Consider the following 26440-nt stretch of genomic DNA (forward strand, 5'->3'; position numbering starts at 1 on the left):
TTATATCCCAGCTGCGCACGGGCGCTCAATTGGCCATCACACACCGACGACAGGTCTCATGCCTGCGTCAGATAACGCGCCACCAGCGCCACCCCACTGCACAGCACCAGCCAGGTCACCAGCCGGACGAACGCCTCCCGCGACAGGCGCAACGTCACCCGCCGCCCCACCCACAACCCGGCGGCCATCCCCGGCAGCAGGCACAGGGCGATCAGCAGCAACGAGGCATCGGCATAGAAGCCCGCCAGCAGGAACAACCCCAGGCGGACGAAGGTGCTGCACCCGATCAGCGCGCTCTGGGTGGCGCGGATCTGCTCCTTCGCCTCCAGCCGCCCGCTCAGGTAGAGGGAATAGAGGAAGCCGCCACTGCCGAACAAGGCCCCGAACAAACCGCCGAACAGCCCGAACGGCACCACCCAGCCCACCGCCATCGGCGCACGGCGCACCGGCTGGAGGAACAGCGAATACACGGCATAGAGGCAGACGAACACACCCAGCAGCAGCATCAACAGCTCCGAGCGCAAGGTCGCCAGGCCATAGACCCCTACCCCGCAGCCCAACGCCATCAAGGGCAGCAGCCGGCGCAACTCGCTACCCGACACCGACCTACGCGCCGGCAGCCAGTTGCCGAACGAGGCGGTGAAATCCAGCAGCACCAGCAACGGGATCACCTGGGACAACGGCAGCCAACCCACCAGCAAGGGCGCGGCCACCAGTGCCGTGCCGAACCCGGCGATGCCGAAGACCACATAGGCCAGCGCGATGACACCCTCCAGCAGCAGCCACTCCAGTGGCGTGAACGGCAGCGCCCCCAACAGCTCGAACAGGTGCATGAACGACTCCTTACGAAAAACAGGTGGACTCTAGCGAGCACGCCTGCCATCTCACCAATACAATCCAAGACCTCTCTCTATCTCGAAAAGGCATGGATTGATGGTCTCCCTTCGCCAACTGCGCTACTTCGTGGAAATCGTCGACGCCGGCAGCCTCAGCCGTGCGGCGGAGCGCCTGTTCATCGCCCAATCGGCCCTGAGCCGCCAACTGCGGGAACTGGAGGACGACCTGGGCACCGAACTGCTGCTGCGCGGGCCGCGCCAGGTGACGCTGACCGAAGCCGGCCAGGCCTTCCTGCCCCGGGCCCGGCGCCTGCTGCTGGACCTGGAAGCCGCCAGCGACCTGGCCCGCCAGGTCGGCCAGGGGCAGCACGGCAGCCTGCGCCTGGGCCACTCCAGCTCCGTGCCGCTTATCGCCCCGCTGCAGGCGGCACTGTGCAGCTACCTGGAAGCGCACCCCGGCGTCAGCCTCGAACTCATTCAGCAATCCTCCGAACAGCAACTGGCGGACCTGCGCGAAGGACGCCTGGACGCCTGCCTGCTGCGCATGCCGGTCCTGCGCCAGCACCCCGGGTTGAGCCTCCGCCCGCTGTACCGCGAGCCCCTGCTGCTGGCGGTGGCCGTCGACCACCCACTGGCGCGACGCAACGGGCCGGTGCCCCTGGCCGATCTGCGTGAAGAAGCCTTCGTCTCCATCCCCCACCTGCAACGGGGCGGGCTGAGCTACCGCGCCGCCGAACTGTGCCTGCGGGAAGGCTTCTTTCCCCGTGCCGCGCGGGTGGTGTCGCGCAAGACCAGCCAACTGCACCTGATCGAAGCCGGCCTTGGCGTGGCCCTGGTGGCGGCCTCCATGAGCCGCATCGCCCCTGCCGACGTGCGCTTCCTGCCGCTGGCCGATCCCCAGGCCGACAGCGAGGTCGCCCTGGCCTGGCGCAGCGAGACCCGCGCCCTGAACCGGGGCCTGGTGGAGCACCTCTGCCAGCACCTCGCCAGCGACCCGACCACCGCCGATTGACGAGGCCGGCGGGGCGGGTAAGCTGCGCGCCCTCGTCCACCGGAGCCGGCCATGGAAACCCGTCAGCTGATCATCGTTCCCCAGGTCTCCAGCGTGCCCGGCCACCAGGTCCTGGCCGGGCGCCTGCTGCGCTGGCTGGTGCAGAGCGGCGTGGTCGAGGCGGTCCCGAGCGCCTTCGGCCGGGGCGGCAACCGCGCGCTGCACGCCCCCGCTGCCGGTGCCCGCCGCGTGGTGGAACATCCCGAGCGCCTGCCTATCGGCCAGCCGGGCTGCGGCCTGGAGATCGTCGACAAGCGCTGCATCTATACCCCGGTGCGCGGTTTCCTCAGCGAGGCTGGCTGCCCGGAATGCCGCCGGGAGATCGGCGAGCCGCTGTTCGACAGCCTGGAAGCCTGGTGGCCGGGCGAGACCGACAACTTCACCTGCCCCAAATGCGGCTTCGAGGACGACATCAACGGCTTCCTCTACCTGCAGCCCTGCGGCTTCTCCAACCTGGCCTTCATCTTCAACCACTGGGTAGAGGCCGGCTTCACCCGCGCCTTCCTCGACGGCTTCGCCGACCGCCTGGGTTTCCCCGTGCGCGTGGTGCGCGTCGAAGACTGACGCGTGCGCATTGGCGCCATCCCCGTGCGCCCGTATCATCCCGCGCCATGTACAAGGACCCCTTCCAACGGCTGGGCCTCGATCGCGAGGTGCTGACCGTCAGCCAACTGAACCAGCGTGCCCGCCACCTGCTGGAGGACGTGTTCCCCCAGGTCTGGGTGGAAGGCGAGATCTCCAACCTCGCCCGGCCCGCATCCGGCCACCTCTATTTCACCCTCAAGGACAGCCAGGCCCAGGTGCGCTGTGCGCTGTTCCGGCAGAACGCCCTCAAGGTGCGCCAGGCCCTGCGTGACGGGCTGGCGGTGAAGGTGCGGGGCAAGGTCTCGCTGTTCGAAGGCCGTGGCGACTACCAGATGATCGCCGACGCCGTTGAGCCAGCCGGTGACGGCGCCCTGCGCCTGGCCTTCGAAGCGCTCAAGGAGAAGCTCGCCGGCGAGGGCCTGTTCGCCACCGAGCGCAAGCGCCCGCTGCCGGCACACCCCCAGCGCGTGGGCATCGTCACCTCCCCCACCGGCGCGGTGATCCGCGACATCATCAGCGTGTTCCGCCGCCGTGCGCCCCAGGTCAGCCTGACCCTGGTGCCCACCGCCGTGCAGGGCCGTGAAGCCACCGCGCAGATCGTCCGCGCCCTGGCCCTGGCCGATGCCCAGGGCTTCGACGCGCTCATCCTGGCCCGGGGCGGCGGCTCCCTCGAAGACCTCTGGTGCTTCAACGAAGAGGCCGTGGCCCGCGCCGTCGCCGCCTGCAAGACCCCCATCGTCAGCGCCGTGGGCCACGAGACGGATGTGTCCATCAGCGACTTCGTCGCCGACGTTCGCGCGCCGACGCCCTCTGCGGCCGCCGAGCTGCTGGCACCGGACTCCAGCGGCCTGCGCCAGCGCCTGGAGGGCCTGGAGCGCCGCCTGCTGCTGCGCATGCGCCAGCTGATCGCCCACCAGCACCTGCGCCTGGACGGGCTGACCCGACGCCTGCGCCACCCGGGCGAACGGCTGCGCCAGCAGGCCCAGCGCCTGGATGACCTGGAGATGCGCCTGCAACGCGCCCTCGACCGCCAAGTGAGCCAGCGCCGCGAGCGCCTGGCCCGCCTGGAGACGCGCCTGGCGGCCCAGCACCCGGGGCGCGCCCTCGGCCTGCTGCGCCAGCGCCTCGACGCCCTGGCCGCGCGACTGCCCCGGGCCATGCGCGAAACCCTCGGTACCCGTCGCCTGGAACTGCAGAGCCTGGTGCAGACGCTGCACGCCTTCAGCCCCCTGGCCACCCTCGGCCGCGGCTACAGCATCCTCCTCGACGAGCGCGGCCAGGCTATCCGCAGCGCCAGCCAGACCCAGCCCGGCCAACGCCTCAAGGCACGCCTCGGCGAAGGTGAGCTGGAGGTACGGGTCGAGGACAACCATCTGGCCCCCGTCACCCTCTCACTGCTGGACTGATCGATGCGCCTGTTGCTCGCCCTGCTGCTTCTCGTCGCCCTCCCCGTCCAGGCCGAGGGCTTCATCACCCGGCTGCTGGACAAGCCGGTGCCCGGCGGTGTCGCCGTGGTCCAGCTCGGCCAGGGCGCCCAGGCGCCCACGGCCCGCTACCAGGGCAAGCCGGTGCTGGTGGTCAAGGAAGAGGGGCGCGACTGGATCGCCATCGTCGGCATCCCACTGGGCACCGCCGCTGGCGAACAGCGCATCGAGGTGAACGATGGCCGCCGCCTGGCCTTCACGGTCGGCCCCCGCCACTACAAGGAACAGCGCATCACCCTGAAGAACACCCGCCAGGTGAACCCGCTGCCCGAGGACCTGAAGCGCATCGACCGCGAACTGGCGGAACAGACCCGCGCCTACCGCAGCTTCAGCCCCGGCACGCCGAGCAACCTGCTGTTCGACAAGCCGGTGAACGGCCCGCTCTCCAGCCCCTTCGGCCTGCGCCGCTTCTTCAACGGCGAGGAGCGCAACCCGCACTCCGGCCTGGACTTCGCGGTGGGAGCCGGCACCCCGATCAAGGCCCCGGCGGCCGGCAAGGTCATCCTCATCGGCGACTACTTCTTCAACGGCAAAACGGTTTTCGTCGATCACGGCCAGGGGCTGATCAGCATGTTCTGCCACCTGTCCAAGGTGGACGTTAAGCTCGGCCAGGCACTACCGCGCGGCGGCGTGGTGGGGCGCGTCGGCGCCACCGGCCGGGCCACCGGGCCGCACATGCACTGGAACGTCAGCCTGAATGACGTGCGGGTCGACCCGGCCATCTTCATCGGTGCCTACACCCCCTGAACGTGACGGCCCAGGGCGCAGCGACACCTGCGCTTACACCCCCGGGCTTGGGCCGCCGGGCTGCGTTTTGCTAAGGTCCGGCGGTTTTGGGGCAGACCCCCACCCATCGGAACCCTGAAGGGAGCAGCCCATGCAAGACACGTTCAACCATTCCCTGGAGTGGCTGCGACAGCACCCGGAACTGCACACGCTCGTCGCCTCCTCCGTCCTCCTCCTGCTGGCCTGGCTGTCCAACTGGATCGTCCGGCGCATCCTCCTCAAGGGCCTGCTGCGCCTCGTCGGCGGGCAGATCCAGGACCAGGGGCTGATCAAGCGCCTGGCCAACGTCGTCCCCGCGCTGGTGCTGACCGCCGGGGTGAAGGTGGTGCCCGGCCTGCCCGCTGCGCTGGTGACGGTGGTCACCAATGTCTGCGCGGCGTTCATCATCCTCACCCTGGCCCTGGCGATCAGCGCCCTGCTGGACATCGTCAACAGCCTCTACAACCGCCGCCCAGACGCGCACCTGCGGCCCATCAAGGGCTACCTGCAGGTGCTGAAGATCGCTGTGTTCGCCATCGCCGCGATTCTCATGGTGGCCAGCCTGATCGACCGCTCGCCGCTGATCCTGCTGTCAGGCCTCGGTGCCATGGCCGCGGTGCTGATGCTGATCTTCCAGGACACCCTGCTGTCCCTGGTGGCCAGCGTGCAGATCACGTCCAACGACATCATCCGTGTCGGCGACTGGGTGGAGATGCCCCAGCTGAACGCCGACGGCGACGTGATCGACATCGCCCTGCACACGGTGAAAGTGCAGAACTGGGACAAGACCATCACCACCATCCCCACCAAGCGCTTCATCACCGACTCGTTCAAGAACTGGCGGGGCATGCAGGAGTCGGGCGGACGGCGGATCAAGCGCAGCCTCTACCTGGACCAGAACAGCGTGCATTTCCTCAGCGCCGACGAGCAGGCCGGCCTGCGCCGCTTCCGCCTGCTGGACAGTTACCTCAAGGCCAAGGAAAGCGAGCTGCTGAGCTGGAATGCCCAGCTGGACGAGTCGGCCCGCCTGCCGGTCAACAGCCGTCAGCTGACCAACATCGGCACCTTCCGCGCCTACGTGGAGCAGTACCTGCGCCACCACCCGGAGATCCGCCAGGACATGACCCTGCTGGTGCGGCAGATGGCGCCGACCGCCGACGGCCTGCCGCTGGAGCTGTACTGCTTCACCAGCACCACGGCCTGGGCCCGCTACGAGGCCATCCAGTCGGACATCTTCGACCACCTCCTGGCGATCCTCCCGGAGTTCGGCCTGCGGGTCTTCCAGCATCCCAGCGGTGCAGACCTGCGCGAACTGCAGCGCCCGCGTCCCCGCCATTCGTCGGCCTGAGACGGACGGCCATCAAGAAGCCAGCACGACCGCCGATGACCCTGACGAGCCGGAATTTCCCGGCCTCAGGGTCCGAGCGATCGACTGATGCTGACGGTCAATACCAACACCGCCTCATCGTTCACGCAGCGGCAACTGGGCGACACCAACAGGACGCTCGACAGGGCCATGCAGCGCCTCTCCACCGGCCAGCGCATCAACAGCGCCAAGGACGATGCGGCCGGCCTGCAGATCTCCAATGCCCTCACGTCCCAGGTGCGCGGCCTCGGTATTGCCGTGCGGAACGCCAATGACGGCCTGTCCATGCTGCAGGTGGGCGAAGGCGCGCTGCAAAGCGTGACCGGTGCGCTGCAGCGCATCCGCACGCTCGGGCTGCAGGCCATGAACGGCTCCAACACCGCCACCGAGCGCGCCGCGCTCAACCAGGAAGCGCAGCAGCTCCTGCAGGAGATCAACCGGGTCAACGAAACCACCACCTTCGGTGGTCGCCAGGTGTTCAACCAGGACAACAGCTCACGCCTGGGCAAGCTCGATGAACGCGCCGTGCTCAACTCGCTGCAGGGGTTCTGGATCGGCGAAGGCGAAAAGCGCGTGCTGGATGCCTACGGACTGAAGGCGGACGGTGCTCCGCTGACCATCACCCTGACCAACGATCCGTCGAGCAACGCACTGGCCTCCGTCTCCGGCACTCCGGGGGCTGGCGGCAAGTACTACGATCAGGTGCTGAATGTGAACCTGGCCTATTTCGATGGCTCCACCCTGCCCAACGGCGGCACCAACCCCGGCCAGTACACCGACCGCGTGCTGGCCCACGAGATGGTGCACGCGGTGATGGGGCGGACGATGAACTTCAACGCCCTGCCCGGCTGGTTCAAGGAGGGCACGGCGGAGGCCGCCCAGGGCGCCGACGAGCGCCTGGCCGGCGACATCGCCGCCAGCGGCATCGGCGGGGTGATGGGGGCCTTCGGCAGCATCGCCAGCAGCGCCGGCTATTCGGCCTCCTACGCGGCCGTGCGCTACATGCACGCCGAGATCAAGGCAGCCGGCGGACTGGGCATTCGCGACGTGATGCAATACCTCGCCGGCCACGCCAACTCAACCCTGGACGACGCCCTGGCCAACGCCAGCCGCGGGGCCTTCGCCAGCACGGCGGACTTCACCACGAAGTTCAACACCGATGGCGCGGCCTTCATCGCCGCCATGAACCTGACCAACGCCGACACCGGTGCCATCGGCGGCTTCGATGCCGATGGCGGCGACGTGCTGACCGCCGAGAACGTGCTGCCCAACCGAGGCGTTGGCGTGCCAGGCTCCATCGGCTTCAAGCTCATCCCACCCAAGCTGTTCGACCCCAACGCCACCGGCGGCGGGACCCAGGTTTCCCTGCAGGTGGGCGCCAAGGCCTTTGAAACCATCGACGTGGGGCTGGACGCGTTCAACGTCGGCGCCATGGCACTGAACAACATCGACCTGATCAAGACACCCGGCCTGGCGGTGATGGACATCGACGATGCGCTGGCCTACGTCGACAGCCAACGTGCCTACATGGGCGCCATCCAGAACCGCCTGGACGCCACCATCTCCAACCTGCAGAACATCGGCGAGAACGTCAGCGCCAGCCGCTCGCGCATCCTCGACGCCGACTACGCCAGCGAAACCGCCACCCTCGCCTCCCAGCAGATCCTGCGCCAGGCCGCCCAGAGCGTGCTGGTGCAGGCCAACCAGATACCGCAGTCGGTCCTGACGCTGCTCCGCTGACGCGCAATTCCCCTCAAGCAACGCCCACCCAGAAAGCATAAAAACCCTTTAAAAATCCGCTTTAAGCTGCTTTCCACCAATTTTTCCGCAAGACTTGCCATCCACAACCCGAATCAATAGGGTTATCCGCATGCAAAACGCTCACACCCTCATCCTCCTCCGGCAGCATGCCTGCCTCCGCCTGGTCAGCCCGCGACTGCGTAGCTGAACAGCGTCGCCTCATCCCGGCTTTTTCATTCGCCCAGGGCCCCGCAACGACCAGGCCCAACACAAGGATTTCGCCATGAGCATGCTCAAAGACCCGTCCAGCAAGTACCGTCCGTTCCCCGCTATCAACCTGCCGGACCGCACCTGGCCGTCGAAGACCATCACCGAAGTGCCGATCTGGTGCAGCTCCGACCTGCGCGACGGCAACCAGTCGCTGATCGAGCCGATGGATGCGCAGAAGAAGATGCGCTTCTTCAAGACCCTGGTGCAGGTGGGCCTGAAGGAGATCGAGGTGGCCTTCCCCTCCGCCTCCGACACCGACTTCAACTTCGTCCGCGAGCTGATCGAAGGCGGCCACATCCCCGATGACGTGACCATCCAGGTGCTGACCCAGGCCCGCGAAGACCTGATCACCCGCACCTTCGAATCCCTCAAGGGCGCGAAGAAGGCCATCGTCCACGTCTACAACGCCACCGCGCCGTCCTTCCGCCGCATCGTCTTCAACCAGGACCGCCAGGGCGTGATCGACATCGCCACCAACGCCGCGCGTCTGATCAAGCAACTCGCCGCCGAACAACCCGAAACCCAGTGGACCTTCCAGTACTCGCCGGAAATCTTCAGCTCCACCGAGCAGGACTTCTCCCTGGCGGTGTGCAACGCGGTGATCGACGTCTGGGAACCGACCCCGGCCAACAAGATCATCCTCAACCTGCCCGCCACCGTTGAGTGCGCCACGCCGAACGTCTATGCCGACCAGATCGAGTGGTTCGGCCGCCACATCAACAAGCGCGACAGCGTGATCATCAGCCTGCACACCCACAACGACCGCGGCACCGGCGTGGCCGCCACCGAGCTGGGCCTGCTGGCCGGCGCCGACCGCGTGGAAGGCTGCCTGTTCGGCAACGGCGAACGCACCGGCAACGTCGACCTGGTGACCCTGGCGCTGAACATGTACACCCAGGGCCTGCATCCGAAGCTGGACTTCTCCGACATCGACGCCGTGCGCAAGGTGGTGGAAGAGTGCAACCAACTGCCGGTCCACCCGCGTCACCCGTACGTGGGTGACCTGGTGCACACCGCCTTCTCCGGCTCCCACCAGGACGCCATCCGCAAGGGCTTCGCCCAGCAGCAGGACGGCGCGCTCTGGGAGGTGCCCTACCTGCCGATCGACCCGGCCGACATCGGCCGCAGCTACGAGGCGGTCATCCGCGTCAACAGCCAGTCGGGCAAGGGCGGCATCACCTTCCTGCTGGAGCAGGAATACGGCATCAGCCTGCCGCGCCGCATGCAGATCGAGTTCAGCCAGGTGGTGCAGAAGGAAACCGACCGCCTCGGCCTGGAAATGACCGCCGAGCAGATCCACAAGCTGCTCGACGCCGAGTACCTGCAGGCCACCACGCCCTACACCCTGAAAGGCCATCGCCTGCAGGAAGAGAACGGCACCAGCGCGGTGGACATCGAGGTCCAGGTCAAGGGCGAGACCCAGCACCTGCGCGGCATGGGCAAAGGCCCGCTGGAAGCGCTGGTGGCCAGCCTGCCGGTGAAGGTGGAAGTGATGGACTACTCCGAGCACGCCATCGGGGCCGGCAGCAACGCCAAGGCCGCTGCCTACATCGAGCTGCGGGTGAACGGCGGCCGCGCCCTGCACGGCATCGGCATCGACGAGAACCTGACCACCGCCAGCTTCCGCGCCCTGTTCAGCGCCCTCAACCGCGCCCTGAGCCAGGCCGAGGCCGAAGCGGCCTGAGTCAGCCGCGCTGAAAAAGAACCCCGCCAACAGGCGGGGTTCTTCGTTTCAGGGGAGCGTCGGACTCAGTAGCTGACAACCGGTGACACCCGCTGGTAGCGGCCATCGATGAACGCCTTCAGCCAGGTGCGGTAGCGCTTGCCCGGGGTGTAGGCGAAGTAGTGGTAGCTCAGCTCGTTCTCTGCACCTCGCTCCAGCACGATCTGGCCATCCTCTTCGATCACCCAGGTCAACATGGTGTGCGTACCCTGGGTGCGGGTCAGGTTCTGACTGCCGTCAACCGACAACTGGTAGAGCGGCAGGTAGTCCTCGACCGGTGCCGCGGCCCGACCGTAACGCACCACGTTGGATACGCGCTGGTAGTAGCCGTTCTCGAAGCGGGTCAGCCAGACACGGTAGCGCTTGGTGGGATAGAAGGGCGAGTAGGTGAAGCTCAGTTCGTTCGCTGCATTGCGCTGCAGCACGGTATTGCCGTCCTCTTCGATCACCCAGGTCAGGGGATCGTTGAGGCTGCCGCTGCGAGTCAACTGATTGTTCGCGCCAATGGTCAGCTGGAAGAGATCGGTGAGCCCCGGTGAGAAGTACTCGGCATCGGAGACCTGCACCGATTCGCCCCCAACGGTCTGTTCGATCCAGACCTTGTACTGGCGCCCCTTCTGGAAGGGATAGCGCAGTTCGGACGCACCGCCGGTGGGCTGGCGCAGGACTTCGACGCCGTTCTCGCGGATGACCCAGCTCAGCGGCTTGCCGCTCGGTCCGTTGTGGCGGAGCTGGAAGTCCGCCTCCACCTCCAGGTCGATGTAGGGCGACGGGAACCCCTCGCGGAAGGCCAGCGGGACGGAGATCGCCTCATCCTTGCCATTCACGTTGGCCTCGGCCCAGACCTGGTAGCGCTCGCCATAGGTGAAGGCGAACTGCAACGGAACGCCCGCCTGGGCCGGCTGGCGCACCACCTCGGCCCCTTGGCGGGCAATCACCCAGTTGCCCTGGAACGCGGCCGAGGGGCTGATGCTGCCCTGGCTGGCATCACGGGTCAGTACCACGCGATCGGTTACACCGGGCTGGTAGCTGACGGTATTGGACACGGTCTTGTAACCATCACCGTTGTTGGCTTCGAGCCAGATTCGGTAGCGACTTCCAGCGAGGTTGCGCCAGTACCGATCACGCAGATTGCCGGCAGCATTGCGGTCGAGAACGCGCTCACCGTCCATCTCCACGATCATGCCCAGCTTGTCTCCCAGCTCACCGCTACGGGTCACCCAGAAACCAGGCTCCAGGGTGAGGGTGTAGGGGAACGTGGACGGTGCCGGGCCATCCGGCAGCTTGACGGTGTAGTCCTCGGTCTCACCGTAGCCAATGCTGCCGCAGGGCTGGGCCGCAGAGCCCCAGCGCATCTGCACGCGCATGCGCGTGGTGCCGGTGACGCCGGAGGGAATGGCGATGGGGGCGGACACAGCCGCGCTGCCCTGGGCGGTCAGGACCTTTTCGCTGGCGTCGAAGGTGCCGTTCTGGTTGAAGTCGATCCAGGCGCCCCAGTTCTCGTTGTATTGAGAGCCACGGAAGCCGGGACGCAGTTCCAGGCGGTCGCCCTTGCCAGTGAGCTGGAAAGGTGGCTTGCCAGTGGCATCCAGGTAGCCACCGTCACTACCGGAGACCTGGGTCGTGCCATTGACGCTGACCCCGGCCACCCACTCGCTGCTGCTGTTGCCACGGCTGTCGCAGTAGGTGGCGGCCATCACCGGGCCCATCGCCAGGCAGGTGCCCAGCGCCATGAGTGTCTTGTGCATTGAATTCGCTCCTTGCGTTCATGTTGGGCAGGGAGCGGCAACACCACACCAGGCACACCCTGTGACCTGTCATCGACGCATCCCTGCATCAGCCATGTTAAGGGCTAAGGCGAAGGCTTTCCGGGAATTATTGGCAAACTGCCATCACCACGATCAGCCCTGTTGCTGCCAGTGGCACTTGCCCCAGGCGCACATCGCATCGAGCACCGGGCGCAGGCTGAGGCCGTGCTCGGTGAGGCTGTACTCCACCCGCGGCGGCACCTCGGCGTATACGGTGCGGGTGACCACGCCGTCGCGCTCCAGCTCCCGCAGTTGCTGGGCGAGCATCTTCTCGGTGATGTCCGGTACCAGGCGCTTGAGTTCGGAAAAGCGCCGGGTCTGCCCCATCAGGTGGTAGACCAGCAGCGCTTTCCACTTGCCCCCGACCACCGCGAGGGTGACCTCCACCGGTGTGTTGAACACCCGGTCTCCCAACACCAACCGGGGCCCGGAGGCAGGGAGCGGCTTCTGTTCGCTCATGCTTGATCCTCTTCCGTCGTCGCCTGGCGCTCAGGGCGTAAGCTGGAAGCCGTCGGCGTCGAGGTAGGCCGGGAAACGCTCGCGGTAGGCGGCGAGTGCGGTGGCCGACAGGGTCGTGCGGAAAACGCCATCGCCGTCATCGGCATTCAGCAAGGGCTCCCCCTGGAAATCGAGCACCTGACTATCGCCGCTGTAGGGGTGGCCTTTTCCGTCGCTGCCTACACGGTTGACGGCGGCGACGTAGCAGAGGTTCTCGATGGCACGGGCGGGGATCAGACGGTTCCAGTGATGACGGCGAGCAGCAGGCCAGTTGGCGGTGTACAGCAGCAGGTCGGTGTCGTGCGGGTCACGGCTCCAGACCGGGAAGCGCAGGTCGTAGCAGATCAGCGGGCGTACCCGCCACCCCTTGAGCTCGAACAGCGCCTGGGTCTCCCCCGGGCTGTAGTGCTTGTGCTCACCGGCCATGCGGAACAGGTGGCGCTTGTCGTAATGCAGCACCTCTCCGTCCGGGCGGGCCCAGAGCAAGCGGTTGCGGTGGCTGCCGTCGGCGGCACGGATGATGACGCTGCCGGTGATCACGGCACCCAGCCGGGCAGCCTGGGCCTTGAGCCAGGCATGGGTGGGGCCCTGTTCGGGTTCGGCGAGTGCTTCGGAGTCCATGGAGAAGCCGGTGGTGAACATCTCCGGCAGGATCACCAGGTCAGCGCCTTGCGCGGAATCCAGCAGGGTTTCGAACCGGGCCAGGTTGGCGTCGCGGTCGTGCCAGGCCAGGGTGGTCTGAACCAGGGCCAGCTTCAGGTCGGGCAGAAGGCTCAGATCGCGCATAGTTTTTCCGCTGCCTGGCGCAGCGTCTCCTCACGTTTGGCGAAGCAGAAGCGCACCAGCCGCAGGTCGGCCGGGGCGTGCTGGTAGAACACCGAGACGGGAATGGCGGCCACGCCGTGCTCACGGGTGAGCCACTCGGACATGGCGACATCGTCCAGGTCGGGGCGGATGCCGCTGTAGTCGACCAGCTGGAAATAGGTGCCGGCGGCGCGGGTGAAGCGGAAGCGCGAGTCGGCCAGCAGGTCGCAGAAGAGGTCGCGCTTGGCCTGGTAGAAGCCGGGCAGCTCGGCCAGGTGCTCGGGGTGGGCGGCCATGAAGTTGGCCAGCGCCCACTGCAGCGGGGTGACACCACAAAAGTTGACGTACTGGTGGACCTTGCGCAGCTCGGCGGAGAGCGCCGGGGGCGCCACCACGTAGCCGGTTTTCCAGCCGGTGACGTGGTAGGTCTTGCCGAAGGAGCTGACCACGAAGGCGCGGGCATAGAGCTCGTCGTGGGCCAGCACGCTGACGTGCTGGACGCCATCGAACACCAGGTGTTCGTAGACCTCGTCAGACACCAGGTAGATGTCGCGGCCGCGGATCAGCGCCGCCAGCTGGTCCAGCTCGGCACGGGAGATCAGCGCGCCGCTGGGGTTGTGCGGGCTGTTGAGGATGATCATGCGGGTGCACGGACTGAGCGCATCCTGCATCCGCTGCCAGTCGATGGCGAAACCCGGCAGGGCCAGCGGCACGTGCACGCAGCGCCCGCCTGCCAGTTCCACCGAGGGCTCGTAGCTGTCGTAGCAGGGGTCGAGGACGATGACTTCGTCACCGGCGCGGACCACCGCCTGGATGGCGCAGAAAATGGCCTCGGTGGCGCCGGGGGTGATGGTCACTTCGCTGTCGGCGCTGACCGTGCGGCCGTAGAAGGTCGCCACCTTGGCGGCGACCTGCTCGCGCAGCGCCGGCAGCCCGGTCATGGGCGCGTACTGGTTGTGCCCCTGGGTGATGTGCTGGCCGACGGCATCGCACAGCGCGGCGGGTGCGGCAAAGTCAGGAAAGCCCTGGGACAGGTTGATGGCGCCGACTTCGGCGGCCAGTTGCGACATGCGGGTGAAGATGGTGGTGCCGACGTTGGGCAGCTTGCTGGTGATCATTGCAATCCGGCTGTTGGCGACTGGGAAATGCGCCATAGCTTAAGCGCTGCGCGGGCTGCCGACCACAGCCGACGCGCCCCATGAAAAAGGGCGCCCACAGGCGCCCTCTTCCAACCGGCAGCGGAATCAGCGCTTCTTGTCGCGGCGCTTCTTCTCGGCCTTCTTGTGGTGCGACATGAGGCGACGCTTCTTGTTCACCTGGCGCTCGGTGAGCTTGTTCTTCTTGCCCTCGAAGGGGTTTTCGCCGCCCTTGTACTCGATGCGGATCGGCGTACCGACCAGGCGCAGGACCCGGCGGTAGGTGTTCTCCAGGTAACGGGTGTAGGACTTGGGCACCGCCTCCACCTGGTTGCCGTGGATCACGATCAGCGGCGGGTTGGCGCCGCCCAGGTGGGCGTAGCGCAGCTTGATGCGGCGACCGTTGACCAGCGGTGGCTGGTGCTCCTGCACCGCGTCCTCGAGGATCTGGGTCAGGCGGCTGGTGGGCCAGCGGGTGATGGCGGAGTGGAAGGCGGCCTGGACGGACTTGTACAGGTGGCCCACGCCCGTGCCGTGCAGGGCGGAGATGAAGTGGATGTCGGCGAAGTCGACGAAGAACAGCCGGCGCTCCAGCTCGGTCTTCACGTAGTCGCGCTCGCCCGCCTCCATGCCGTCCCATTTGTTCAGGGCGATGACCAGGGCACGACCCGTCTCCAGCACGAAGCCCAGCAGGTTGAGGTCGTGCTCGACCACGCCTTCGCGGGCGTCCATGACGAAGATCACCACGTTGGCGTCCTGGATCGCCTGGAGGGTCTTCACCACCGAGAACTTTTCCACCGCCTCGAAGATCTTGCCGCGACGGCGCACGCCGGCGGTGTCGATCAGGGTGTACTTCTCTTCGTTGCGCTCGAAGGGGATGTAGATGCTGTCGCGGGTGGTGCCGGCCTGGTCATAGACGATCACCCGCTCCTCACCGAGCATGCGGTTCACCAGGGTGGACTTGCCGACGTTGGGGCGGCCGATGATGGCGATCTTGATGCCGTCCTTCTCGCTCGGGCCGGGGATGCGTGTGGCCTCCTCGCCTTCGGCGACCTCTTCGGTCTCGGCGGCCTCCTGCTCGTCGGCATCGTCGTCACGGGGGAACTCGCCGAGGGCGGCCTGCAGCATCTGGCTGATGCCCCGGCCGTGGGCGGCGGCGATGGGCAGTGCGTCCCCCAGGCCCAGGGGGCTGAACTCGGCACGGGCCAGGTCCGGGTCGACGGTGTCGACCTTGTTGGCCACCAGGAAGGTGCGCTTGTTACGGCGGCGCAGGTGCTCGGCGATGGACTGGTCGGCGGCGCTCATGCCGGCACGGGAATCCACCATGAACAGCACGGCATCGGCTTCCTCGATCGCCTGGAGGGACTGCTCGGCCATCTTCGCGTCGATGCCTTGCTCGTCACCCGAGATACCCCCGGTGTCGATGACGATGTAGGTGCGTCCCTGCCACTTCGCCTCGCCGTACTGGCGATCACGGGTCAGACCGGCGTACTCCGCGACGATGGCGTTGCGGGTCTTGGTCAGGCGGTTGAACAGGGTGGACTTGCCGACGTTCGGGCGGCCCACCAGGGCGATTACGGGAACCATGAGGCTCTCCACTGCATTTTTCAGAAAACACAACGGCCGCTGCCGTCGAACGGCAGCGGCCGGACATTGAACACCAGCTTAGCGGATGGTCAGGGCAACCAGCTTCCCACCGTTGCCGAAGGCGTAGAGCATGTCGCCCACCACCAGCGGACGGGCGCGCAGGCCGTCACCGTCGATCTTCTCGCGACCGACGAAGTGGCCGTCCACCTGGCTCAGCAGGTGCAGGTAGCCTTCGAAATCACCGACCGCCACGTAGCTGGAAAACACCTCGGGTGCCGAGAGCTGGCGACGGGCCAGGGAGTCGTTGCTCCACAGGGCCGAGGTCGAACGCTCGTCGATGCCTTCGATGGTGCCGCTGGCCTGGCTGACGTAGACGCTGCCGAAGCCCTGGGCGACGCCCACGTAGCTGGACGCTTCGCGCTGCCACAGCACGCGACCGCTTTCCAGGTCCAGGCCGGCGACGCGGCCCTGGTAGGTGGAGACGTACAGGGTCCCACCGGACAGCAGCAGGCCACCGTCGATGTCCACCACGCGATCCAGCTCGGAACGGCCCTGGGGCACGGCAACACGCTGCTCCCAAACCGGCAGGCCACGCTGCACGTCGACGGCGATCACCTTGCCGGAGGACAGGCCGGCCACCGCCAGGCGGTTGGTCACGATCGGCGCACCGGTGCCACGCAGGGTCAGCACGGCCGGGGTGTTCTCGTAGATCCAGCGCTGGTTGCCGGTGGACGCGTCGAAGCCGAACAGGGTGTCGTTCTGGGTCTGCACGACCACCACGTCACCGTTGGTGGCCGGCGGAGCCAGCACCTCGCCGTTGACACGGGCGCGCCAGCGCTCTTCGCCGTTGCTGGCGTCGAGGGCGATGATCTCACCCTTCAGGGTGCCCACCAGCACCAGGCCGTAGCCGGCACCGACCGCGCCGGACACCGGCAGGTCGAGTTCCTTGGTCCACAGCTTGTCGCCGGTCATGCGGTCCATGGCGACCACCAGACCTTCGACGTCACCGGCATAGATGACCTCGCCGTCGACGGCGGGCACCAGCATGTTGTAGGTCTCGCCCTGGCCTTCGCCGATGGAGCGGCTCCAGACTTCCTTGAGCTGGACCTCTTCGGTGATCTTCGGCAGCTCGGCCGGCGGCAGTTCCTTCTTGCTGTTGCTGCTGCAACCGGCGGCCAGGACGGCCAGGGCCAGCAGTGCGGCGAATTTCCAGCGCATCGTCATGCGTCCCCTTTGGCGAGGTCGTCGAGCTTCATCTGCAGGCCACCGACTGCGGCGTCATCCGACAGCGCGGCCTTGGCCTTCTCGTAAGCGGCATGGGCATCATCGGCACGGCCCAGCTGGACCAGCAGATCACCCTTGAGTTCTTCACGGCTGGCGAGGAACGCCTTGGTAGCGTCGCCTTCCAGCAGCTTCAGGGCGTCATCGACCTTGCCCTGGGCCGCCAGGACACGGGCCAGGCGCTGGCGTGCCAGCTCGCCCAGGGTCGGGTCGGCCGGCTTGTCGACGATGGCCTTGAGCTCGGCGGCCGCGTCGTCCAGCTTGCCGGACTCCACCGCCACCTTGGCGACGAACAGGCTGCCGTACTGGGCATAGTGAGTGCCGCCGAAATCGCTCTTCAGCTTGTTGGCCAGCTCCGCGACCTTGCCGGCGTCGGGCTTGCCGCTGGGGTTCAGGGCCGTCTCCAGCAGTTGCTGGTAGACGATGGAGGCGCCCTGGGACTGGTTGGTCTGGTACTTCTGCCAGGCCTGCCAGCCGAACACCACGGCCAGCGCCAGTGCGCCGCCAGTGACGAGGGGCTTGCCGTTGCGCTGCCACCAATCCTTGATCGCCGCCAGTTCTTCGTCTTCGCTACGCGTGCTCACCCCAATCAACTCCTATGTTCCAAAGCTCAAGCCTGTTGCAGGCAGGCGGCCAGGTGCTCGGTCAGAGCATCCCAGGCAATGTTCTGTTGTTCCTGGTCTTCGCGCAGGGGTTTGAAACCTACCACGCGCTTGGCCAGTTCGTCCTCACCCAGGATCAGCGCATACCGTGCGCCGCTCTTGTCGGCTTTCTTGAACTGGCTCTTGAAGCTGCCGGCGGCGGCATTGACCAGCAGGCGCAGGCCCGGCAGGCCATCACGCAGGCGTTCGGCCAGGGCCAGGGCAGCCAGCTCGGCCGGCTCACCGAAGGCGCAGATGTAGACGTCGGCCGGGGCGTTAAGGGTGTCGGGGATCTGCTGCAGGGTCTCCAGCAGCAGCACCAGGCGCTCGACGCCCATGGCGAAGCCCACGCCCGGGGTCGGCTTGCCACCGAACTGGCTGACCAGCCCGTCGTAGCGGCCACCGGCACAGACGGTGCCCTGGGCGCCGAGCTTGTCGGTCACCCACTCGAAGACGGTGCGGCTGTAGTAATCGAGGCCACGTACCAGCTTCTGGTTGATCTCGTAGCGGATACCGACGGCATCCAGGCGCGCCTTGAGGCCCTCGAAGTGCGCGACGGACTCTTCGTCCAGGTAGTCGTGCAGCGTCGGCGCATCCACCAGCAGTGCCTGGGTATCGGCATTCTTGCTGTCGAGGATGCGCAGCGGGTTGGTGGTGAGGCGACGCTGACTGTCTTCGTCCAGGCGCTCGAAACGCTCCTGCAGGTAGGCCACCAGGGCGTCGCGGTAGCGCGCACGGGCCTCGCTGGAACCCAGGCTGTTCAGTTGCAGGGTCACGGCGTCGGCAATGCCGAGCTTCTGCCACAGGCGCCAGGTGAGGACGATCAGCTCGGCGTCAATGTCCGGCCCCGGGAGGTTGAACACTTCCACGCCGATCTGATGGAACTGTCGGTAGCGGCCTTTCTGCGGCTTCTCGTAGCGGAACATCGGGCCGGCGTACCACAGCTTCTGCACCTGGCCGCCACCAGTGAGGCCGTGTTCGAGGACGGCACGCACGCAACCGGCTGTGCCTTCGGGGCGCAGGGTCAGCGACTCTTCGTTGCGGTCGAGGAAGGTGTACATCTCCTTGTCGACCACGTCGGTGCCCTCGCCGATGCCCCGGGCGAACAGTTCGGTGAACTCGAGGATGGGCAGGCGGATTTCCTTGTAGCCATAGCCGTCGAGCAGCGTGGCGAAGGTGTTTTCCAGGTAGCGCCAGGCAGGGGTCTGCTCCGGCAGGATGTCGTTCATGCCACGGATGGCTTGGAGGGTCTTGCTCACGGGGTGTCCTTAATTCAGCTGCGGGCGATGACGGCCGCGTCAGCCTCGGCCTTCTCGGCCGCCTTGCGACGGATCAGCCTCTCCAGCTCATCCACCAGGTTCTCGTTCTGCAGTTTCTGCGCCGGCTTGCCGTCGATGTAGACCAGGTTGTTCGGCGTGCCGCCGGTGAGGCCGACATGGGCCTCCTTGGCTTCGCCGGGGCCGTTGACCACGCAACCGATGACGGCGACGTCCAGCGGGACCAGCAGGTCCTCCAGGCGCCCTTCCAGCTCGTTCATGGTCTTGACCACATCGAAGTTCTGCCGCGAGCAACTCGGGCAGGCGATGAAGTTGATGCCACGGGAGCGCAGGCGCAGGGACTTGAGGATATCGAAACCGACCTTGATCTCTTCCACCGGGTCGGCGGCCAGGGAGATGCGGATGGTGTCGCCGATGCCTTCGGCGAGCAGCATGCCCAGTCCGACCGCCGACTTGACGGTACCCGAGCGCAGGCCACCGGCCTCGGTGATGCCGAGGTGAAGGGGCTGCTCGATCTGCTTGGCCAGCAAGCGATAGGCGGCGACGGCCATGAACACGTCAGAAGCCTTCACGCTGACCTTGAAGTTCTGGAAGTCCAGCTTGTCGAGGTAGTCCACATGACGCATGGCCGATTCGAGCAGGGCTTCCGGGGTGGGCTCGCCGTATTTCTTCTGCAGGTCCTTCTCCAGGGAACCGGCGTTGACGCCGATGCGGATCGGGATATTGCGGTCACGGGCGGCGTCGACCACGGCCTTGACGCGGTCCTCGCGGCCGATGTTGCCGGGGTTGATCCGCAGGCAATCGACGCCCAGTTCCGCCACGCGCAGGGCGATCTTGTAGTCGAAGTGGATATCGGCCACCAGCGGGACACGGACCTGCTGCTTGATCAGGCCGAAGGCTTCGGCTGCCTCCATGTCCGGCACGGATACACGGACGATATCGGCACCGGCTTCCTCCAGGCGACGGATCTGGCCGACGGTGGCGGCGACGTCGCAGGTGTCGGTGTTGGTCATGCTCTGCACGGCGATGGGGGCATCGCCCCCAACCGGCACGGAGCCGACCCAGATCTTGCGGGAGGGGCGGCGTTTGATCGGGGATTCGCAATGCATCGTTTATTGACCCAGTTTCAGGCGAGCGGTCTCGCCATGGATGAACGGCGCGATATCCACGGGCTGGCCGTTGTAGCTGACCTGGGCGCCTCGGGCATAGCCCAGTCGCAGTTCGAGGGGGGCCTTGCCGGCAGCCTCGATGCTCTCGCCGGAGCGCTTGATCCCGCTCTGCAGCACAGCGCCGCCAGCATCGGTGAGCTGGAACCAGCAGTTGGCGGTGAACTGCACACGCACCAGGCCTTCACCGGCAGCGGCCACGACCGGGGCGCTGGGCGACGCGGCAGGCGCGGGTGCCTGGGCCGGGACAGCGGGCTGGGCCGGCGCAGTGGCCGGTGCTGCGGTGCTCGGTTGCGCGGGCTGAGTGGCAGCGGAATTGACGGTGGGGGTGGTTGCAGTAGCAGCCGGCGCCTGGGACGGCGTAGCGGGCTGCTGCGGCGAAACCGGGGGAACAGCGGCGGTCTCGCTACCTGCGGCCTGGGCTTCCTGCTCGGCTTCGACAACGGCCTGGTCTTCAGGCTCGTCCAGCGGGTGGATCTGGGTGGTACCGTCGGCACTCTCGACTTCCACGTGCTCCAGGCTCAGCTCGCTGTTGTCGCTGGCGCGACGCTCGGCCTGGTCCTGCCACCAGAGGAAGCCGATGACACCGAGGGCGACGAGGATCGCGAAGCTGACGAAACGCAGCACGCTCTGGGACAGGCGAACCGGTTCCTCGATACGACCGAGGCTGTGCACGTTGCTGCCAGTGGCATCGGTACCGGTGTAACGATCGAACTCGGCAACCAATTCAGCCTGGTCGAGCCCGATGAGCTTGGCGTAGGCGCGGATGTAACCGCGCGCGAAGGTGTGCCCGGGAAGCTGCTCGAAAGAGCCGGCCTCCAGTTGGCGCAACGCGTATTCGGTCAGGTTCAGCTGGCGGGCGATGTCGGCCAGGTCCAGGCCCTGGTTCTCTCGCGCCTGGCGCAGCACTTCGCCCGGATTGCCCCGGGTCGCTGCAACAGGTTCGGGTTGCGACGATTTCATCTTTGCTCCGACAGGTATTGCTGGTACTCGGGCGTACCGGGATAGAGGCGTTTGAGCTGCAGGCCCAGGCTGGCGGCCTGGTCACGGTCGTCGAAGACCGTGGCGATGCGCACGCCGAGCAGGAGGCTGCGGGCTGTCTGGGACGCCATGGACGAAAAGCTCAGGTAATAGTCGCGGGCGGGGACGTATTGCTTCTCGTCGTACAGCAACTGCGACATCTCGAGAAGCGCTCTGGGTTGCTGGCTGTTAAGACGAAGGGACTTCTCAAAATGCTGCTTGGCCAGGGCAGGCTGCTTCAGTTGGAGAGCTACCAGCCCCATATTCTCGAATACGCGGGAACGCTCTGGGTAAAGATTATCTTCGGCTGCAGCCTGGAACTGCTCGTAAGCTTCCTTGTAGCGCTTTTGCTCGAACAAGAAGCTTCCATAGTTGTTTCTGATGCGAGCATCAGCACGCGCAGAAAGCGCCCTTCGATAATGCTCATCAGCCAGCGCAGGTTCTAACTCATTTTGAAAGACAAGCGCTAACGCCGCATGGGCGTCGGGGTTGGAGGAGTCCAGATCCAGCGCCTGCTTCAACGGAACCTTGGCTTGCTCGGACTGCCCTTCCTGCAAATACCCGAGGCCAAGACGAATATAGGCATCACGCGCCTCATCTCGCCCTTTTGACGTTGAGAGGGGATCTACGCTCCCGCTCGAAACACATCCCATGCATAGGCTTGCGAGTAAAGCAGTCAGCGCGATGCGCAGGGTCATGGGGTTCCTCCCTTCAGTTTCGATTGGCTGCGTTCAGGCCGGCGTCCGCATCGGTATCGAGCTGACGCAGGGCGATGTAACGCTCACTGCGGCGGGTACGGTCCATGACCTGCCCGACCAGTTGCCCACACGCGGCGTCGATGTCGTCGCCACGGGTGGTGCGAACGGTGACGTTGTGGCCGGCCTTGTGCAACAGGTCCTGGAAACGGCGAATGGCGTTGTTGCTCGGCCGCTCGTACCCGGAGAAGGGGAAGGGATTAAACGGAATGAGGTTGATCTTGCAAGGAAAATCCTTGAGGAGTGCGATCATCTGCTCAGCATGGACAGGCTGATCGTTCACATCCTTGAGCAGTGTGTACTCGATGGTCAGGAAGCGCTTCTCTCCAAGGCGGGAGATGTAGCGATTGCAGGCATCCAGCACCACCGCGAGGGGGTACTTCTTGTTGATCGGTACCAGCTCGTTACGCAGTTCGTCATTGGGCGCGTGCAGGGACAGCGCCAGGGACACGTCGGTGACCTCAGCGAGCTTGTCGATCATCGGCGCCACGCCTGAGGTGGACAGGGTCACCTTGCGCTTGGAAATGCCGTAGCCGAGGTCGTCCATCATGATGGTCATGGCGGCGACGACGTTGTCGAAGTTCAGCAGCGGCTCGCCCATGCCCATCATCACCACGTTGGTGATGGCGCGGTCGATCTTGGCCGGCACGGTGCCGAAGGATTTGTTGGCGATCCAGACCTGGCCGATGATCTCGGCGGCGGTGAGGTCGCTGTTGAAGCCTTGCTTGCCCGTGGAGCAGAAGCTGCAGTCCAGCGCGCAACCAGCCTGGGACGAGACGCACAGCGTGCCGCGCCCTCCCTGGGGGATGTAGACGGTCTCGACGCAGCTGCCCGATGCCACCCGGACCACCCACTTGCGGGTGCCATCGCTGGAAATGTCCTGGCTGACCACTTCCGGGCCACGGATCTCGGCAGAGGCCTTGAGCTTTTCGCGCAAGGCCTTGCCGATATTGCTCATGGCGTCGAAGTCCTCGACGCCGAAGTGGTGAATCCACTTCATCACCTGACCGGCGCGGAAGCGTTTCTCCCCGATGGTTTCGAAGAAGCTTTCCAGTTGCGGCTGGGTCAGACCCAGCAGGTTCACTTTACCGGTCGATGCAGTCATGGCTTCACCCTCTCCCAGCCGCGATCAGCGGATGCGAGCGCACACCTCGGTGGCGGCGAAGAAGTAGGCGATCTCGCGAGCAGCGGAGGCCTCGGAGTCGGAACCGTGTACGGCGTTCTCGTCGATGGAAACGGCGAAATCAGCGCGGATGGTGCCGGCGTCGGCTTTCTTCGGATCGGTAGCGCCCATCAGTTCACGGTTCTTGGCAATGGCGCCTTCGCCTTCCAGGACCTGGACAACGACCGGACCGGAAGTCATGAAGGACACCAGGTCCTTGAAGAAGGGGCGCTCTTTGTGCTCGGCGTAGAAACCACCGGCTTCACGCTCGGACAGCTGGACCATCTTGGCGGCAACGACGCACAGGCCGGCCTTTTCGAAGCGGGTGACGATCTCGCCGATGACGTTCTTGGAAACGGCGTCCGGCTTGATGATGGAGAGGGTACGTTCAACAGCCATGGAATTACTCCGGAAACTATGGATTAAAGCGAAAAATTAAACCCGCGAATTATACGCGGGTTCCTGTTAAATGCGTAGGGTGGCTGAGCAGGCCTCAGTCGGCCTCTTCGATCCAGGCCGCCTGGATCGCCTCCAGGACCTTCTCCCCGCCTCGCTGGGTGTCATCGTCGAACTCGGGCAGGCTGGTCACCCAGTTGTGGAGATCGACGAAATTGACGTAGCGCGGGTCCACGTCAGGCTTGCTTTCGGCGAGCTGGATGGCGATTTCCAGCACATCGACCCATTTCAGACTCATGGCGCGGCCCTCAGTGCTTTTCCGAAACCTGGTTGATGGTGTACTTCGGAATCTCCACCACCAGGTCCTCTTCGCCTACGACGGCCTGGCAAGACAGGCGCGACTCGGCCTCAAGCCCCCAGGCCTTGTCCAGCATGTCGTCCTCCAGCTCGTCGGAGGGCTCCATGGAGGCGAAGCCTTCACGCACGACCACGTGGCAGGTGGTGCAGGCGCAGGACATCTCGCAGGCGTGCTCGATCTCCAGGCCGTTGCGCAGCGCCGCCGCGATGATGGTCTCGCCCGGCTGGGCCTCTACCACCAGCCCTTCGGGGCAGTGCTCGGCGTGGGGCAGGAATACGATCTGCGGCATGGGGTCATTCCTCGATTTCATTCAGTCGGCGCCCGGCGAGGGCTGCCTTGACACTGGCATCCATGCGCCGCGCCGCGAAGGCGTCGGTCACCTGGACCAGTCGTTTGGTCTGCTGCTCGATCGCCACGCCGTCACTGCCTTCGAGCAGCTCGCGCAGTTGATCCAGCTGGTAGGCGATAGCGGCACGTTCGTCGGCGTCCAGCAGGGTGTCGCCGTCCGCCTGGACAGCCGCCTCGACCGCCTCGATCAGGCGACGGGCCTCAACCTGGTGCTCACGCAGCACCCGGGCCTGCTTGTCGTCATTGGCGTACTGGAAGGAGTCCTGCAGCATGCGGGCGATCTCGCCATCGGTCAGGCCGTAGGACGGCTTGACCTGGATGCTCGCCTCGACACCCGAGCCCAGCTCGCGCGCGGTCACGCCCAGCAGGCCGTCGGCATCCACCTGGAAGGTGACGCGGATCTTGGCCGCACCCGCCACCATCGGCGGGATGCCGCGTAGCTCGAAGCGGGCCAGGGAGCGGCAATCCTTGACCAGCTCGCGCTCGCCCTGGAGCACGTGGATCATCATGGCGGTCTGGCCGTCGCGGTAGGTGGTGAAGTCCTGCGCACGCGCCACCGGGATGGTGGTGTTGCGCGGGATGACCTTCTCCATCAATCCGCCCATGGTCTCGAGACCAAGGGACAGCGGGATCACGTCGAGCAACAGCAGCTCTTCGCCGCGCTTGTTGCCCGCCAGGATGTCAGCCTGGATGGCGGCGCCGATGGCCACCACCTGGTCCGGATCGATGTCGGTGAGCGGCTCACGCCCGAACAGGCCGCCCACCGCCTCGCGAACGCGGGGCACGCGGGTCGAGCCGCCGACCATCACCACCGCCTCCACATCCTCGACTTCAATGCCGGCGTCCCGCACAGCACGCCGACAGGCCTTGAGGCTGCGCGCCACCATGGGCTCGATCAGCGACTCGAAGTGGGCACGGGTCAGGCTGGAGGTCCAGCCACGGTAGGCAACATCTACCTGGTCGGCCGTGGTAAGCGCTTCCTTGGCAGCGCAGGCCACCTGCAGCAGGTTGCGCTGGGCACCGGCATCCAGGTCAGCGGAAAGACCAGCCTGCTCGACGATCCAGCCGGCGATGGCATGGTCGAAGTCATCACCGCCGAGGGCGCTGTCACCGCCGGTGGCCAGGACCTCGAAGACGCCACGGGTCAGGCGAAGGATGGAAACGTCGAAGGTGCCGCCGCCCAGGTCATAGATGGCGACAACACCCTGGGCCTGCTTGTCCAGACCATAGGCGACCGCTGCCGCCGTCGGCTCATTGAGCAGGCGCAGCACATTCAGGCCAGCCAGGCGCGCGGCGTCCTTGGTGGCCTGCCGCTGGGCGTCATCGAAATAGGCCGGCACGGTAATGACCGCACCCACCAGTTCGCCCCCCAGGCTCGACTCGGCACGCTGACGCAATGCGCGAAGGATTTCGGCGGACACCTCGACCGGACTGCGGACGCCCTGCACGGTCTCGATGAACGGCATGTGGGATTCGCCCGCGACGAAGCGGTAGGGCAGGTGCTCGCCGAGGTGCTTCACATCCTCCAGGCCACGCCCCATCAGGCGCTTGACGGAGAGGATGGTGTTCAGCGGATCTTCAAGGGCGGTGTCACGGGCGGTACGCCCGACCTCGACCCGGTCGGCATGGTAGCGAACGGCCGAAGGGACGATCACGTCGCCCTGGGCATCGGGCAGGGGCTCGGCGACACCGCTTCTGACGGCGGCGACAAGGGAATTGGTGGTGCCGAGGTCGATCCCCACGGCCAGGCGACGCTGGTGCGGCTTGGGGCTCAGTCCGGGTTCGGCGATCTGCAGTAGGGCCATGCTGGTCTGCTAGTCAGGCGGCGCCCCCGCCATGGCGAGGGCGACAGGGTTAGTCGTCGAGGCGCTCTTCGAGTTGGCGCACTTCCTGGGCGAGCTTGTCGAGGAACTGCATGCGGCGCACGAGGCGCTCGGCTTCATCGCGGCGGGCTTCGTCATCCCAGCAGGTGCCAAACGCCGACTCGAGCTCGGCCTGGGCCGAACGCAGGCGGTGCTTGAACGAGGCCACACCATCGAGATCGGCGGAGTCCTGAAGGTCTTCCAGCTCTTCGCGCCACTGCATCTGCTGCAGCAGGAAGCCGGGATCCTGGACGGTCGCTTCAAGCGGCAGCTCGCGCCCCTTCAGCGCCAGCAGGTAGAGCGCGCGCCGCGGGGCACTGCGCAGGACCTGGTAGGCCTCGTTGAGCTGGGCGGCATGCTCAAGAGCCAGACGCTGCTCGCGCTCGGGCGCATCGACGAAGCGGTCGGGGTGGACGGTACGGGCCAGCTCGCGATAGCGAACCGCCAGGCGCTCCGGATCGATCTCGAAGCCGGGCTTGAGATCGAACAACGCGAAGTGACAGGGACTACCCACACCGAAC

25 protein-coding genes are annotated in these 26440 nt (G+C 66.2%); 7 read left to right on the forward strand and 18 right to left on the reverse strand.

Features of this window, described 5'->3' with window-relative positions; genetic code table 11:
- Positions 1-56: 56 nt before the first annotated feature.
- Positions 57-833 carry a sulfite exporter TauE/SafE family protein gene (locus tag PotMrB4_RS22695; protein ID WP_074970897.1) on the reverse strand — a complete coding sequence of 259 codons (777 nt, stop codon included), beginning with the start codon at positions 831-833 and terminating at the stop codon, positions 57-59.
- Between the two features lie 100 nt (positions 834-933).
- On the opposite strand from PotMrB4_RS22695, the gene PotMrB4_RS22700 reads away from it, so the two are divergent.
- From PotMrB4_RS22700 to leuA, 7 genes are all read left to right on the forward strand, one after another.
- Positions 934-1848 carry a LysR family transcriptional regulator gene (locus tag PotMrB4_RS22700; RefSeq protein ID WP_172434546.1) on the forward strand — a complete coding sequence of 305 codons (915 nt, stop codon included), beginning with the start codon at positions 934-936 and terminating at the stop codon, positions 1846-1848.
- A 51-nt stretch (positions 1849-1899) separates the two neighbouring features.
- A complete protein-coding gene (locus tag PotMrB4_RS22705) occupies positions 1900-2451 on the forward strand; it encodes a sugar ABC transporter ATPase (RefSeq protein ID WP_074970893.1) in 552 nt (183 codons plus the stop codon).
- Between the two features lie 47 nt (positions 2452-2498).
- Positions 2499-3878: an exodeoxyribonuclease VII large subunit gene (gene xseA, locus PotMrB4_RS22710; RefSeq protein WP_172434547.1), complete on the forward strand. Its 1380-nt coding sequence runs from the start codon at positions 2499-2501 to the stop codon at positions 3876-3878.
- A gap of 3 nt (positions 3879-3881) precedes the next feature.
- Positions 3882-4703 (forward strand): M23 family metallopeptidase, encoded by an 822-nt coding sequence (locus tag PotMrB4_RS22715; protein WP_107329396.1) that lies wholly within the window; start codon positions 3882-3884, stop codon positions 4701-4703.
- Between the two features lie 130 nt (positions 4704-4833).
- Positions 4834-6069, forward strand: coding sequence for a mechanosensitive ion channel family protein (locus PotMrB4_RS22720; protein WP_074970887.1), 1236 nt, complete (start codon positions 4834-4836; stop codon positions 6067-6069).
- Positions 6070-6153: 84 nt separating this feature from the next.
- On the forward strand, positions 6154-7827 hold the full coding sequence (locus PotMrB4_RS22725) for a flagellinolysin (protein ID WP_172435140.1): 1674 nt from the start codon (positions 6154-6156) through the stop codon (positions 7825-7827).
- A 283-nt stretch (positions 7828-8110) separates the two neighbouring features.
- The gene (leuA, locus tag PotMrB4_RS22730) at positions 8111-9781 is read left to right on the forward strand and encodes a 2-isopropylmalate synthase (RefSeq protein ID WP_160480939.1); all 1671 of its coding nucleotides are present in this window, start codon (positions 8111-8113) and stop codon (positions 9779-9781) included.
- 65 nt (positions 9782-9846) lie between these two features.
- Here the strand turns inward: leuA and PotMrB4_RS22735 are convergent, their stop codons facing one another.
- The 17 genes from PotMrB4_RS22735 to hscB all read right to left on the reverse strand — a co-directional run bounded on the left by PotMrB4_RS22735 (position 9847) and on the right by hscB (position 26433).
- On the reverse strand, positions 9847-11568 hold the full coding sequence (locus PotMrB4_RS22735; protein WP_172434548.1) for a GEVED domain-containing protein: 1722 nt from the start codon (positions 11566-11568) through the stop codon (positions 9847-9849).
- 153 nt (positions 11569-11721) lie between these two features.
- Positions 11722-12087, reverse strand: coding sequence for a winged helix-turn-helix transcriptional regulator (locus PotMrB4_RS22740; protein ID WP_044405973.1), 366 nt, complete (start codon positions 12085-12087; stop codon positions 11722-11724).
- 30 nt (positions 12088-12117) lie between these two features.
- Entirely contained in the window at positions 12118-12912 is a 795-nt protein-coding gene (locus tag PotMrB4_RS22745; protein ID WP_172434549.1) for an amidohydrolase, read from the reverse strand.
- Positions 12900-14048: a pyridoxal phosphate-dependent aminotransferase gene (locus PotMrB4_RS22750; protein ID WP_172434550.1), complete on the reverse strand. Its 1149-nt coding sequence runs from the start codon at positions 14046-14048 to the stop codon at positions 12900-12902. Before PotMrB4_RS22750 ends, PotMrB4_RS22745 begins: the two co-directional genes overlap by 13 nt.
- Before the next feature lie 126 nt (positions 14049-14174).
- Positions 14175-15653 carry a ribosome biogenesis GTPase Der gene (der, locus tag PotMrB4_RS22755; protein ID WP_107329403.1) on the reverse strand — a complete coding sequence of 493 codons (1479 nt, stop codon included), beginning with the start codon at positions 15651-15653 and terminating at the stop codon, positions 14175-14177.
- Between the two features lie 78 nt (positions 15654-15731).
- Positions 15732-16871, reverse strand: a complete 1140-nt coding sequence (gene bamB / locus PotMrB4_RS22760) for an outer membrane protein assembly factor BamB (protein WP_044405981.1) — start codon at positions 16869-16871, stop codon at positions 15732-15734.
- Positions 16872-16873: 2 nt separating this feature from the next.
- Positions 16874-17518, reverse strand: coding sequence for a YfgM family protein (locus tag PotMrB4_RS22765; protein WP_044405983.1), 645 nt, complete (start codon positions 17516-17518; stop codon positions 16874-16876).
- A gap of 26 nt (positions 17519-17544) precedes the next feature.
- Positions 17545-18834 (reverse strand): histidine--tRNA ligase, encoded by a 1290-nt coding sequence (hisS, locus tag PotMrB4_RS22770; RefSeq protein WP_142014933.1) that lies wholly within the window; start codon positions 18832-18834, stop codon positions 17545-17547.
- Between the two features lie 14 nt (positions 18835-18848).
- Positions 18849-19961, reverse strand: a complete 1113-nt coding sequence (gene ispG / locus PotMrB4_RS22775; RefSeq protein ID WP_044405987.1) for a flavodoxin-dependent (E)-4-hydroxy-3-methylbut-2-enyl-diphosphate synthase — start codon at positions 19959-19961, stop codon at positions 18849-18851.
- Positions 19962-19964: 3 nt separating this feature from the next.
- On the reverse strand, positions 19965-20981 hold the full coding sequence (locus PotMrB4_RS22780; RefSeq protein ID WP_172434551.1) for a RodZ domain-containing protein: 1017 nt from the start codon (positions 20979-20981) through the stop codon (positions 19965-19967).
- Positions 20978-21736, reverse strand: a complete 759-nt coding sequence (gene pilW / locus PotMrB4_RS22785; RefSeq protein ID WP_172434552.1) for a type IV pilus biogenesis/stability protein PilW — start codon at positions 21734-21736, stop codon at positions 20978-20980. The genes PotMrB4_RS22780 and pilW overlap by 4 nt, the downstream gene beginning before the upstream one ends.
- 13 nt (positions 21737-21749) lie before the next feature.
- Positions 21750-22898, reverse strand: coding sequence for a 23S rRNA (adenine(2503)-C(2))-methyltransferase RlmN (gene rlmN, locus PotMrB4_RS22790; protein ID WP_044405992.1), 1149 nt, complete (start codon positions 22896-22898; stop codon positions 21750-21752).
- 24 nt (positions 22899-22922) lie between these two features.
- Positions 22923-23354, reverse strand: a complete 432-nt coding sequence (gene ndk, locus PotMrB4_RS22795) for a nucleoside-diphosphate kinase (RefSeq protein WP_172434553.1) — start codon at positions 23352-23354, stop codon at positions 22923-22925.
- A gap of 94 nt (positions 23355-23448) precedes the next feature.
- A complete protein-coding gene (gene iscX, locus PotMrB4_RS22800) occupies positions 23449-23649 on the reverse strand; it encodes a Fe-S cluster assembly protein IscX (RefSeq protein WP_044405996.1) in 201 nt (66 codons plus the stop codon).
- A 10-nt stretch (positions 23650-23659) separates the two neighbouring features.
- A complete protein-coding gene (gene fdx / locus PotMrB4_RS22805; RefSeq protein ID WP_044405997.1) occupies positions 23660-23998 on the reverse strand; it encodes an ISC system 2Fe-2S type ferredoxin in 339 nt (112 codons plus the stop codon).
- Between the two features lie 4 nt (positions 23999-24002).
- Entirely contained in the window at positions 24003-25862 is a 1860-nt protein-coding gene (hscA, locus tag PotMrB4_RS22810) for a Fe-S protein assembly chaperone HscA (RefSeq protein ID WP_044405999.1), read from the reverse strand.
- A gap of 49 nt (positions 25863-25911) precedes the next feature.
- Positions 25912-26433, reverse strand: coding sequence for a co-chaperone HscB (hscB, locus tag PotMrB4_RS22815; RefSeq protein ID WP_172434554.1), 522 nt, complete (start codon positions 26431-26433; stop codon positions 25912-25914).
- Positions 26434-26440 lie beyond the last annotated feature (7 nt).

The sequence above is a fragment of the Metapseudomonas otitidis genome, assembly GCF_011397855.1.
GTDB classification, from domain to species: domain Bacteria; phylum Pseudomonadota; class Gammaproteobacteria; order Pseudomonadales; family Pseudomonadaceae; genus Metapseudomonas; species Metapseudomonas otitidis.